The organism is Streptomyces xinghaiensis S187 (assembly GCF_000220705.2).
GTDB lineage: Bacteria > Actinomycetota > Actinomycetes > Streptomycetales > Streptomycetaceae > Streptomyces > Streptomyces xinghaiensis.
The window spans coordinates 3223912-3236002 of the sequence record NZ_CP023202.1 but is presented as its reverse complement, the minus strand read 5'-3'; the positions used below and the strand labels follow the sequence as shown (position 1 = coordinate 3236002).

At 76.9% G+C, this 12091-nt stretch carries 9 protein-coding genes; 3 read left to right on the top strand and 6 right to left on the bottom strand.

Annotated features, from left to right (window positions below; all coding sequences use genetic code 11):
- Positions 1-110: 110 nt before the first annotated feature.
- Entirely contained in the window at positions 111-1148 is a 1038-nt protein-coding gene (locus SXIN_RS13790; RefSeq protein WP_019707627.1) for a sodium:calcium antiporter, read from the top strand.
- A gap of 164 nt (positions 1149-1312) precedes the next feature.
- Here SXIN_RS13790 and SXIN_RS13785 read toward each other — a convergent pair whose 3' ends face one another.
- The 4 genes from SXIN_RS13785 to SXIN_RS13770 are packed head-to-tail and all read right to left on the bottom strand — an operon-like array spanning position 1313 to position 6324.
- A complete protein-coding gene (locus tag SXIN_RS13785) occupies positions 1313-2371 on the bottom strand; it encodes a DUF5914 domain-containing protein (protein WP_095757053.1) in 1059 nt (352 codons plus the stop codon).
- On the bottom strand, positions 2371-3465 hold the full coding sequence (locus tag SXIN_RS13780) for a phytoene/squalene synthase family protein (protein ID WP_095757052.1): 1095 nt from the start codon (positions 3463-3465) through the stop codon (positions 2371-2373). Before SXIN_RS13780 ends, SXIN_RS13785 begins: the two co-directional genes overlap by 1 nt.
- The gene (crtI, locus tag SXIN_RS13775) at positions 3452-5032 is read right to left on the bottom strand and encodes a phytoene desaturase family protein (RefSeq protein WP_095758035.1); all 1581 of its coding nucleotides are present in this window, start codon (positions 5030-5032) and stop codon (positions 3452-3454) included. The genes SXIN_RS13780 and crtI overlap by 14 nt, the downstream gene beginning before the upstream one ends.
- A gap of 5 nt (positions 5033-5037) precedes the next feature.
- Positions 5038-6324: a polyprenyl synthetase family protein gene (locus SXIN_RS13770; RefSeq protein ID WP_192883587.1), complete on the bottom strand. Its 1287-nt coding sequence runs from the start codon at positions 6322-6324 to the stop codon at positions 5038-5040.
- 518 nt (positions 6325-6842) lie between these two features.
- On the opposite strand from SXIN_RS13770, the gene SXIN_RS13765 reads away from it, so the two are divergent.
- The gene (locus tag SXIN_RS13765) at positions 6843-8216 is read left to right on the top strand and encodes a cryptochrome/photolyase family protein (protein WP_095757051.1); all 1374 of its coding nucleotides are present in this window, start codon (positions 6843-6845) and stop codon (positions 8214-8216) included.
- Between the two features lie 286 nt (positions 8217-8502).
- On the opposite strand, the gene SXIN_RS13760 is transcribed toward SXIN_RS13765, so the two are convergent.
- Entirely contained in the window at positions 8503-9744 is a 1242-nt protein-coding gene (locus SXIN_RS13760; RefSeq protein ID WP_095757050.1) for a MerR family transcriptional regulator, read from the bottom strand.
- A 184-nt stretch (positions 9745-9928) separates the two neighbouring features.
- On the opposite strand from SXIN_RS13760, the gene SXIN_RS13755 reads away from it, so the two are divergent.
- Positions 9929-10582: a sigma-70 family RNA polymerase sigma factor gene (locus SXIN_RS13755; RefSeq protein ID WP_019707630.1), complete on the top strand. Its 654-nt coding sequence runs from the start codon at positions 9929-9931 to the stop codon at positions 10580-10582.
- A gap of 198 nt (positions 10583-10780) precedes the next feature.
- On the opposite strand, the gene SXIN_RS13750 is transcribed toward SXIN_RS13755, so the two are convergent.
- The gene (locus tag SXIN_RS13750; protein ID WP_095757049.1) at positions 10781-12088 is read right to left on the bottom strand and encodes an ROK family transcriptional regulator; all 1308 of its coding nucleotides are present in this window, start codon (positions 12086-12088) and stop codon (positions 10781-10783) included.
- Positions 12089-12091 lie beyond the last annotated feature (3 nt).

Here is a 12091-nt window from a genome sequence, read left to right as displayed (position 1 = left end):
CGGGGCCCCCTCCGGCCCCGCATCGTTCGCCTGTTCGGGCGCGTGTCGAGGACGAGCCCGGGGGTATCCGAAGCGGGCCGTGTCCGACCGCAGAGACTGGAGTCCACCGGGTGTTCGAACAGATCAGTGGCCAGTGGTCGGTGGGCTGGAGTATCGCCGCCTTCGTCGTCGCCGGCGCGGCCACGGTGGTGTGCGGCATCCGGCTGACCGCCCTGGGGGACACCCTCGCGGACCGGACGGGCTGGGGCGAGGCCCTGTTCGGCGCCGTCTTCTTCGGACTGGCGACCTCCCTGTCGGGAATCGTCATGACCGGTGTCAGCGCGGCGGACGGGCACCCCCAACTGGCGTACGGCAACGCCGTGGGCGGCATCGCCGCCCAGACGCTCGCCGTCGTCGTCGCCGACGCCGTGTACCGCGGGGTGAACCTCGAACACGCGGCGTCCTCCTCGCAGAATCTGCTGTTCGGCTCCCTGCTGCTGGCCATGCTCGGGATCGCGCTCATGGCGTCCCTCGGCCCCCAGGGGACGTTCCTGGGGGTCCATCCGGCGTCCGCCGTCCTGGTGGCCGTCTACCTCGGCGCGCTGCGGCTGATCCAGAACGGTGAACGGCCGTTGTGGCGTGCCGTGCGCACCAAGGACACCGTGGCGGACGTGCCCGACGACTCCCCCTCCTTCCCCGAGCGCCGTACCGGGAGCCTCTGGACCGAATTCGCGGCCGTCGCGGCCGTCGTGGTGATGGGCGGCTGGGCGGTGGCGCGCGCCGCGGAGAGCCTGGTGGAGGCCACCGGCCTGAACGCCGGACTGGTCGGAGGCGTCTTCATGGGCGTCGTCAACGCCCTGCCGGAGACGGTGACCGCGATCGCCGCCGTCCGGCGGGGCGCGGTGACCCTGGCGATCGCCGCCGTGATAGGCGGGAACTGCCTCGACGTGCTGAACCTTGCCGTCGGTGACGTCGCCTACCGGGGCGGTTCGCTGTACGAGGCCGCGGGAGCCGATCAGTTGTTCATGACCAGCGGTGCCCTGGTCATGACCGCCGTCCTGCTCGCCGGGCTGCTCGTACGGCAGCGGCGGGGATGGCTGCGGCTGGGCTTCGACGGCATCATGCTGATCACGGTCTACGCGGTCATCGTGGCGGCCCTGGCCGTGTGAGTCCTCCGCGTGCCGTCGGAACGGTGCCGAGCGGTGCGGGGGCGGGCGGCTTGCTCGCGCGCGGCGGGCGGTCGCGGGGCCGGCCCGCCGCCGTCGCCCACCGGCTTCGCGGGCAGTGCGCGAAAGGCCCGGTGGGCTCCGAGTGACGGCTGTCGCGGTCCCGTTCAGCCCGGGAAGCGTCCCGTGCTGCGCAGTGCCCAGCGGCGTTCCGCGTAGGCCAGGTCGTCGCGCCACAGGCGGCCCGCCGCGGCGCGCATCAGCGGGCGGAGCAGCGGCGCCGCCGCGCGGGCCAGCGCGAAGCCCCTGCGGTCCGAGGCGGCGACCACCGCTTCGATCACCGCCGTGCGCGGGGGGCGTCCGGACGCCGGGTCCGGGGCCGTCAGCGGCGTGGCGTGCGTCTCCACGACTGATCCCCGGCCCTCGCCCTCCGCGATGTGCATGACGACGGTGCGCGGCTCGGGCGCGGTGAACACCGCCCGCACCGGAACCACCGCCCGGCCCGCCACCTTGAACGACACGTCCACGGCGAAGCCGTCCTCGCCCGCCGCGCCGCCCGCCCCCTCGCCCGCCGTGCCCTCCCCGTCCGGGGTGTCCACCACGGTGAGGTCCACGAACGAGTACGGATGGAACCAGGCGCCGTGCCAGGGGTCGAGCCGGTTGGCCACGATGTCCTCCGGCTCGCACCGTCCGACGCCCTGGTAGACGGCGGGCAGCGCGCCCCCCGGCTCCGGCCGGACCGGCACCACCGGCCGCTCCAGCGGTTCCTCGCCCCCGATCGCGTCGAGGCGCACCCAGACCAGCAGCCCGTCGTCGTGCACCGGGTACGGCTCCCAGCCGGCGAACGGGGCGCCGGTCAGGGCCAGTCCGTGCCAGTGGCAGACGAGGGTGCCGCAGCGCACCGGGCTGTCCTTCAGGGGCGCGCCGAGGTGCGGGCAGGCGCCCGGCCCGGCGCGCAGCCGCCCTTCGGCGTCGCGCCAGGCGACGACCTCGGTGCCGGCGACGGTGCGGCCGAGCGGGCGGTCACCGGTGATGTCGCGGGTGGCGCCCAGGACGTACCAGTTGCCGGAGGGGCGGGCCTGTGAGCGCTTCAGCGCGCCGGCGATCAGCGCCGGCTTGGCGTCGCGCCAGGTCGGCCGCTGCCGGTCCCAGGGGACGGGGTCGCGGCGCAGCCGGAGCGGGAAGCGGCCGGGGCGTCGCCCGTTGTCGTCCGCCGCGGTGGGCATCAGGCCGCCTCCCCGTGGGCCCGCTCGGCGGCGACGGCCGGGCGGGACCGCGCGGTCCGCCACGGGGCGGACGCGGTGGACGGGGACCGGCCGGTACAGGCCCGCAGCCGGGCCGCCGTCACCCGGGCCAGTCCGTCGAGCGCCACGGCCGCCCGGCGCCGCCGCGGGACGGCCGCCCGGCGGTGCAGCACGGCGTAGCCGTCGTCGGCGACCGCCTCCAGGATGCCGCCGTACAGCACGAACGCGGTACGGATGCAGGGCCGCGCGACCGGGTCGAGCATCGGGATGCCGGGCGCCGCCTCCCGGTACACCCCGCGGGTGAGGTCGGCGGCGGCCATCAGGGCCGCCGTGATGCGGGGGTCGCGGGCGCCCGTCGCGCGGCTCCACTGGAGGAGGTCGCGGTCGACACCGTGGGCGGCGAGGAGGTCGGCGGGGAGGTAGACCCGGCCGCGGTCGAGGTCCTCGCCGACGTCCCGCAGGAAGTTGGTGAGCTGGAACGCCACGCCGAGCGCGGCGGCGTGCGGCGCCGCCTCCTCGCGGGGCACGACGGTCCCCAGGACCGGCAGCATCTGCAGGCCGATGACCGCCGCCGAACCGTGCATGTAGCGCCGCAGGTCGTCGTAGGTGGGGTAGTCGGTGACCTCCAGGTCGCTGCGCATCGAGTCCATGAAGTCGGTGAAGTGGCGGTGGTCGATGGCGTAGCGGTGCGCGGTGTGCGCCAGGGCCCGCACCACCGGCTCGTCGTCGGCGCCGGCCCGGGCGCCGTTCGGGGCATCGGCCGGAGTGTCGGCGGGGCCGCCGTCCCCGTACCGGCCCCCGTCCCGCAGCCCTGCCGTGAGCCGCTCGCGCAGCCGTTCGAGCGCCACGGAGCGTTCGCTGGGGGAGGTGTCGCATGCCAGGTCGTCCACGATGTCGTCGGCCCACCGGGCGAAGCCGTACAGGGCGTGCACGGCGGGGCGCCGTTCGACGGGGAGCAGCCGGGTGGCGAGGAAGTAGGTCTTGCCGTGGCGGGCGTTCAGCCGGCGGCACTCGCGGTAGGCGGCGCGGAGAGCGGGGTCGGTGATGCCCGCCGCGTCCAGTTCACGTTCGGTCATACGTGCGTGCCTTTCCTGCGGGGCCGGGGATGCGGCCGGTGGCGGAGCGCGGCGGGGAGAGCGGCCCGGTGACGCGGGCGGCGGCGAGCTTCCCCGAGATCAGGACGGTCGGCACCCCCACCCCCGGGGTGGTGCCGCAGCCGGCGAGCACGGCGTTCTCCGTGCCGCGGACGAGGTTGCGCGGGCGGAACGGGCCGGTCTGCGCGAAGGTGTGCGCGGCTGAGAACGGCGTTCCGGCGGCGTGCCCCTCGGCGGCCCAGTCGGCGGGGGTCACCAGGCACTCCTCCTCGATCGCCGCGGCGAGGCCGGTGAGGCCGCGGCGCTCCAGTTCGGCGAGGAGGCTGTCCCGGTAGCGGGGCGCGAGGTCCGTCCACGCGCGGACGCCGGGGCCGATGCCGGTGTTGGGGCAGGGCGCGAGGACGTAGTGCAGATGGCGGTCCGGGGGCGCGAGCGAGGGGTCCGTGGCGGTGGGCCGGGTGATGAGCAGCGAGGGGTCGCTCATCAGGTCTCCGGTGCGGGTCAGTTCGCGGAAGGTGGTCTTCCAGGCGGCGCCGAACGAGATGGTGTGGTGGGCGAGTCCGGGCCAGGTGCGGTCGGTCCCCGCGTGCAGGATCACCGCCGAGGGGGAGTGGCGCAGGGCGAGCGGGCGGCGCGGGGAGCGGCCCAGCAGCCGGTACGTCACGGGCAGGTCGGGGGTGAGGACGACCGCGTCGCAGGGGATGCGGTCCCGGTCGGTGACGACGGCGGTGATCCGGTCACCGGAACCCGGGCCGGAGCGGGAGCCCGGTCCCGAGCGTTCCAGCTCCGTCACCTCCTCCCCGTAGCGGAAGTCGGCCCCGGCGCCGGCCGCCGCGTCCGCCAGCGCCCGCGGCAGGGCGTGCATGCCGCCCCGGGGGAAGTACACCCCGGCGACCGTGTCCATGTAGGCGATGACGGCGTACGCGGCGAGGGCGCGGGCCGGCGGCACCCCGGCGTACAGCGCCTGGAAGGAGAACACCCGGCGCAGCCGCTCGTCGGAGAGGAAGCGGCCGATCCGGGCGTCGAGCCGGCCGAAGCCGCCGAGCGCGGCGAGACGTGCCAGGTCGGGGTGGAGGAGCTGGAAGGGGGAGTCGAAGTTGGCGTCGATGAAGCGGCGCATCTGCACCGCGTACAGCTTCTCCAGCCAGCCGCGCAGCCGCCGGTAGCCGACGGCCTCGCGGGCGCCGGCGAAGCGTTCGACCTCGGCCTCCATCGCCTCGGCGCCGGTGTGCACGTCCAGCTGGGACCCGTCGGCGAACCGGGCCCGGTAGGCGGGGTGGAGCGGTACGAGGTCCAGCCGGTTGGCGAGGCTGTCGCCGACGGCGGCCAGCGCGTCGTCCACCAGTTCGGGCATGGTCAGCACGGTGGGTCCGGTGTCCATGCGGTAGCCCCCGAGGTCGAGGCGGCCCGCGCGGCCACCGGGCAGCGTGCCGCGCTCGACGACGGTCACCCGCCGGCCCGCGCCCAGCAGGTGCAGCGCGGCGGCCAGTCCGGCCAGTCCGGCGCCGACCACCACCACATGGTCGGTCCGGCCCGGGACGGTTCGCATCGGTGTCATCGGCGGTCTCCTTCGGCGGCGGCGGAGAGGAGCAGCGGTACGGGCATGCCGTCCGGCGCTCCCGCAGGGGTACGGCGGCCGGGCCCGGGGTCCGCGCCGTCCGGCCACGCGCCCACCCCCGCCACGGCGGAGAGCAGGGCCCGCAGGCGGCGGCCCGCGGCGGGCTCCACGGCGGCCCCCGCCAGATGACGCGCGCTCTGGCCGACCAGCCGGTCGATCTTGGTCTCGGTCAGGGCGCGTGCCCCGGTGCCGGTGAGCACGGTCCGTACCCGGCGCAGGTCTTCCCCGGACAGGCCCGGGTCGCCGAGGGCGCCGTCGAGGACGGCGAGCGCCGCGTCGTCGCCGTCCGCCTCGGCGCGGGCCCGGGCCACGGCGACGAGATAGGTCGGCTTGCCCTCGCGGATGTCGTGCCCGGACGGCTTCCCCGTCCGCTCCGGGTCGCCGAAGACGCCGAGCAGGTCGTCGCGGAGCTGGAAGGCGATGCCGGCGCAGCGGCCCGCCGAACAGAGCGCACGCGTGGTGCGGTCACCGGCGCCGGCGAGCGCGGCGCCGAGCGCGATCGGGCGTTCGACGGAGTACAGGGCGCTCTTCAGGCAGGCGGTGCGGATCGCGCGCACCATGGAGCGCGAACCGGTGGCCTGCCCGTGCAGGTCGAGGTACTGCCCGGCGACCATCTCGGTGCGCATGGCCCGCCAGATGCCGCGCACCCTGCGGCGGGTGTCCGGCGCGAGCGGTGTCTCGGCGAGGGTGTCGTCCGCCCAGGCGAGGGCCAGGTCCCCGGCGAGGATGGCGGCCGCCCGGCCGAAGGGCTCGTCCGGTCCCGCGGCCGCTCCGTGCCGGGGCGGCCGGCGCCCGCCCGCCGTGCGGCCGGCGGCCCCGCGCCCGGACCTCCCGTACTGGGCCGCCAGTTCGACGTGGACGGTGGCTCGGCCGCGGCGCAGCGGGGAGTCGTCCATCACGTCGTCGTGCACCAGCGCGCAGGTCTGGATCAGTTCCAGCCCGGCCGCGACGCGCAGCGCGGCCTCGGCCGCCTCCGGATCGCGGCCCCCGCCGCAGGCGCGCAGCCCCCACCACAGGAACTGGCTGCGCATGCGCTTGCCGCCGCCGAGCGTGAAGCGCATGACGCGCTCGGCGATGTCGCGGGCGAACACGTCGTCGATGCCCGCCGCGGCCGTGACCCGTTCCCGCAGAACGCCGTCGAGTATGTGTCCGACGGCGCCCGCGACATCCGCGTCCACGGTGCCCGGTTCCCTGAGGTCCGCCTCCGCGGTGTTCGGTTCCACGGAGTCCGGGTACCCCGGCTCGGCATCCGAACCCCGTTCATCCGTCCGGCCGTTGACGGCGTCGTCGAACGGCTCCCGCGGCCCGCCCGGCGGCCGGGGCGCTGCGGACGGACCCGGGTGGCGGCCGGTGGCCGGGGGCTCCTCTGCCCGTGTGCGGCGCAATTCGCACGTCCTCTCGTCGCGTCGATCGGCTGCGGTCCCATCTCATTCGGAGCAGAGGTGCCCCGCGGATGCGGCCGGGCGGGCACGTCGCCGATGTGGCTCGGAGGCGGCGCCGGACGCCGCCGTTCCAGTCGATCACGTCGGACCCGGCCGCGCCCCGCGCCACGTCCGGCGGAGGACCGTTCGGAGGACGCCGCCGCCCTCCCGGCGCCCGGGCGGCGGGCCGCGGAGCGGCGGTACGGGCACGATGGGCGGCGGGGCACCGCCGGCACGGGCGGCACGGGCGGCACGGCACGTGGGGCCCGCCCGGGCCGCGGCGCCCGGACCACCCGAGCACTCCCAGCCGGAGGGGCGCCATGACCGTCTCGGTCGTCCTGTTCACCGCCGATCTGCGGCTGCACGACCATCCGCCGCTGCGGGCGGCCCTCTCCTCCGCGGACGCGGTGGTGCCGCTCTTCGTCCGCGACGACGGCATCGAGGCGGCCGGGTTCGCCGGGCCCAACCGGCGGGCGTTCCTCGCCGACTGCCTGGCCGCGCTCGACGCGGGCCTCCGCGACCGGGGCGGCCGGCTGGTGCTGCGCTCCGGCCCCGTCGTCGAGCGGGTGTGCGAGATCGCCGCGGAGACGGGCGCGGCGGAGGTGCACACGGCGGCCGGCGCCAGCGGCTACGCCCAGCGCCGTGAGGAGCGGCTGCGCAGGGCGCTCGAAGCCGGCGGGCGGCGGCTGGTCGTCCATGACGCGGTGGTCACCGTGGTCCCGCCCGGAGCGGTGACCCCGGCCGGCTCGGACCACTTCGCGGTGTTCACCCCGTACTTCCGGCGCTGGTCGGCCGAGTCCCCGCGGGCGCCGCTGGCCGCACCGCGCGCCGTACGCGTGCCGGACGGTCCGGGCTCGGAGCCGCTGCCCTCCCGCGCCGCCGTGCCCGGCGTCTCCCCGGGGCTCGCCGCGGGCGGTGAGACCGAGGGACGGCGGCGTGCCGCGGCCTGGCTGCGGAACGGTCTCGCGGCCTACGAGGACCGGCACGACGACATGGCCGGTGACGCCACCTCACGCCTCTCGCCCCACCTGCACTTCGGCACCGTCTCCGCGGCCGAGCTCGCGCACCGGGCGCGGAAGGCGGGCGGCCCCGGCGCCGACGCCTTCGTACGGCAGCTGTGCTGGCGGGACTTCCACCACCAGGTGCTGGCCGCACGGCCCGCCGCCGCGCACGCCGACTACCGCACCCGCCACGACCACTGGCGCACCGGACCGGAGGCCGCGGCGGACATCGCGGCCTGGAAGGAGGGGCGCACCGGCTATCCGGTGGTCGACGCGGCGATGCGCCAGCTCGCCCACGAGGGCTGGACGCACAACCGCGGCCGGCTGCTCGCGGCGAGCTTCCTCTCCAAGACCCTGTACGTCGACTGGCGCACCGGCGCCCGGCACTTCCTGGAGTGGCTGGTCGACGGAGACCTCGCCAACAACCAGCTCAACTGGCAGTGGGTCGCCGGAACGGGCACCGACACCCGGCCGCACCGGGTGCTCAACCCGGTCGCCCAGGGACGCCGCTTCGACCCCGGCGGCGCCTATGTCCGCCGCTGGGTCCCCGAACTGGCGGACGTCGAACGCCGGTTCGTCCACGAGCCGTGGCGGATGGCGGCGGCCGAGCGGGCCCGGTACGGCTATCCGGAGCCGGTCATCGGCCTCGCCGAGGGCCTGGCCCGCTTCAAACGGGCCCGCGGGCGCGACTGACCGTGCGGCCGGCGGCGGCCGCCACGAAGGGCGGCGCGGTGTGGCGCGGCTCCGTGCGCCGCCGGCGGCCCCCGGCCACCGCACCGGCTCGTTCCCGCGCCGCGATGGTGCCCGTGCCCGGCCGTGCCGCGGGCGCCCGCCGGCACTCCCACTGTCCGCCGTGGCGGCCGGAGCCGGCCGCCGGTGCCCGGCTCGGGCGTGGCGACGGGGGCGGGTACGGACTCGGGACGGGCCGGCGGAGGGCCCACCGGCCGGGCGGCCGGGCCGAGGCGGCCGCGGTTCTCCGCTACGGCCCCGCCGGCCCTCCGGGCACCGTGTGGCACAGGCGGCCGAGCGCCTCCAGCGCCTCCCGCAGCCCGAGCGGCCGCAGTGTCCCCGGGACGGGCGGCCCCGCCCAGCCCGGACCGGCGAGCAGCACCGCCGGCTGGGTCCGTGCGCCCTTCACCCCCCACTCGCTGGCGGCGACGTGCCGCGCCAGCGGGCGGTTGGCGGTCGAACGGCTCTGCGACCACAGGACGACGGCCGCCGGACCGGTGCGCCGCACCGCCGCGTCCAGTGCCTCCGCCGGCAGTGCCGCACCGAACATCCGGACGGGGAACCCCTGTTCGGCCAAACCGGCCGCCAGCGCCTCCAGCGGCAGAGCGTGCTGCTCGTCCGGGACGCAGGCCAGCAGCACGGGCGGAATCCCGGGTACCCCGGGCGGCGAGGGCGGGGCGGTGGGCACCCGGCGCAGCGCCGAGGAGATGTGCCAGGACAGCAGGTGCTCCACCTCGACATAACGGTCCCCGGCCGTCTCCCACTTGCGGCCCGCCGCGCGCAGGGCCGGCACCATCACCTCCTCCCAGGCCGTGACCAGGCCGTGCTGTCCGACGGCGGACGCCAGCAACCGCTCCACGGCCGCCGCGTCCAGGCGCACGGCGGCGCGCGCGAGACCGCGGCACTCCTGCCGTACGTCACCGAGCGGCAGCCCGTTGCCGGAACCGGGCTGCCGGGCGGCACCGCGGGGGGCCGGCAGGGCCGGTACGGGGGACGCACCGGCGGTCGCGGCGACCGGTGCCGCGGGCGGCGGTGCGGCGGGAGCGCGGCCCGCGGCGGGGGACGGTGCGCTGGACGGTTCCCCGGACGGCCCGCCGGGTGACGCGCCGGGTGACGTGGCGCGTGCTGCGGCGGAGAAGTCCTCCGGGCCGCCCCGGAGCGGACGGCCGGCGGCGCGGGCGGCGCGGGCCGCCTCGGCCGGGGGGATGCCCGAGGCGGTGAGCCGGCACATCTCCTCCAGCACCGCGATGTCACGCGGCGCCCACCGGCGGTGCCGGCCGTCCCGCCGGACCTCCGGACCGATGCCGTAACGGCGGTCCCAGGAGCGCAGGGTGGCGGGGGAGACCCCGAGCCGGCGCGCCACCGCCCCCGTGGTCGTCCCCACCGAGTCCGCCGGGTCCGCGCCCGCCGCGTCCACCGTGCCCGTCTCCGTCCCCGTATCCGCCGTGCCGGTCCCGGCGGTTGCCGGGCCCCCGCGTTCCGATGCGCTCATGGCATCACCATACGTTGCACAAACGATGCGAGTTGCCCGCTTCCGCGTTCTCTTCCGATGCTGGCCGGGCCGCGGCGCCGCAGAGGCGTCCGGCGGTGCCCCGTGTCCGCCACCCGGCCTCCGGCGGACGCGGGGCCGCCCGTCGCACCGGCCGGCTCCGAACCGGCAGGAGGAGCAGCTCGTCATGACCGAACAGCACACCGCCCCGCGGAGTGTCCCCGCGCCGCCGCACGGCACACCGGTCCCCCGTACCCGGGACGAACTCCGCCGTCCGGAGCAGCTGTCCGACGAGGAGGTGGCCACCGGTCTCGCCGCCGGGGACGAGCACTGCCTGGCCGCCGCCCACCACCGCTGGGGACCCCTGGTGCACACGCTCGCCCGGCGGGCCCTGGGGGACGAGCGCGAGGCCGAGGACGTCACGCAGCAGGTCTTCATCGCGGCCTGGCGGGGCCGTGCGGGCTACCGGCCGGAGCGCGGGTCCCTGCCGGGCTGGCTGACGGGCATCACCCGGTTCAAGGTCGCCGACGCGCTGGCGCACCGCACGCGGCGTGCGGAACTGGCCGCGGCCGCGGGAACGGTCCGGTCCGGTTTCCCCGGTGCCGCGGCCCGCCCGGAAGCGGTGATCGATCGCGTGCTCGTCCACCACGAACTGGAACGGCTCCCGGCCGCACAGCGCCTGGTGCTGCGCCTGGCGTTCTACGACGACCTCACCCAGGCCCAGATAGCGGTCCGCACCGGGCTGCCGCTCGGCACCGTGAAGAGCCATGTCCGCCGTGGTCTGCTCCGGCTGCGCGACGCCCTCGGCCCGGAGCTCCTCGGCACGGAGGAGGCGGCCTGACGCCGAGTGCACGGGCGTACGGGCGTACGGGCGTGCGAGCCGGCCGCCCCGCAGGACGCCGCGCGCCGGGCACGCCCGCCGCGGGGCCCCGGTGTGCGCCGCCGGGCCGGTAAACGCTGCACAAACGGTGCGCACGGACGCCGTTCGCCCGCAGCAGCCCGGCCGGCGGCCCGCGGGAGCGCGAACCGCCGCGCCCCGCTACGTCCCCGCCGTCCCCGCCGCCCGGGCCCGCCCCGGCTCCGCGTCGGAGAGGTTGTCCGGGAGGCGCAACCCCTGCCGCAGCGGAACCAGTTCGGTCTGCAGCACCATGGTCGCCGCCCCGATGGCCGGTGCCGTGGCCGCCGAGGTGGACAGCCGTACGGCGACGGAATGGGTGGCGCGGGAGAAGAAGGAGCGGTCCAGCTCCTCCTGGACGACCGGGAGATACGTGGCGCCCGCGATCGCCAGGCTCGGCCCGGTGAGCACCAGCAGTTCGAGGTCCATCACATTGGCCAGGGTGCGGGCCGCCACCGCCAGATAGCGCGCCGACCGCTCCAGCAGCGCACGGGCCGCCGGCTCACCGCCGCGCGCGGCCCGGGCGACCGCCGCGAACTCCGCGACCACCGACGGACGGGCGCCCTTCGCGCCGTTCTCGCCGGTCAGCCCGGTGACCCGCGCGAGGTGGGCGTCCGCCCGGGCGGCGGCGACGACGGAGGCCGGCCCGGCCATCACCTCCGTGCAGCCGCGTGCCCCGCACCAGCACTCCGGCCCCTCCACGTCGAGGCAGATGTGGCCGATCTCGCCCGCGTTGCCGCTGGCACCGCGGTAGGCGAGGCCGTTGATGAGCAGCCCGGCGCCGATGCCGGTGCCCATGTAGAGGGCGGCGAAGGTGGAGGTGCCGCCGACGACTCCGGACCAGTGCTCGCCGAGCGCCGCCGCGGTGGCGTCGTTGTCGAGGACGACGGGCAGCCCGGTGGCCTTCTCCAGGGCGCGGTCGAGGGGGTAGTCCTCCCAGGGCCGCATGGCGGGCGGAGTGAGCCGCATCCCGCTGGTGGGGGTGAGCGGGCCGGGGGAGACGAGGCCGAGGCCCAGTACCCGGCCGCGTTCGACGCCGACGCCGTCGATCAGCGCGTCGACCTCCCGGGCCATCCGTTCGACGACCACGGGCGGGTCCTCGGCGCCGACCCCGGCGCGGGACATGCGGGCGACGACCGAGCCGCCGAGGTTCGTCAGGACGTAGGTGATGCCGGCCTGGTCGAGGTGGACGCCGACCGCGTACCGCGAGGACTGGTTGAGCTGGAGGAGCACCCGCGGCTTGCCCCCGGTGGACTCGGCCCGGCCGGTCTCCACCACCAGCCCGTCGTCGATGAGGCGGCGGACGACGGTGGAGATCGTGGCCCCGGTGAAGCCGGTGGCCCGCACCAGTCCGACCCGGCTGATGGTGCCCGCGGCCCGGATCACGTCGAGTACGGCGGATCTGCTGCTCGTATGGGGTGTGGCCTGCGCCGGTCCGCTGGGTCCGCTCACTGA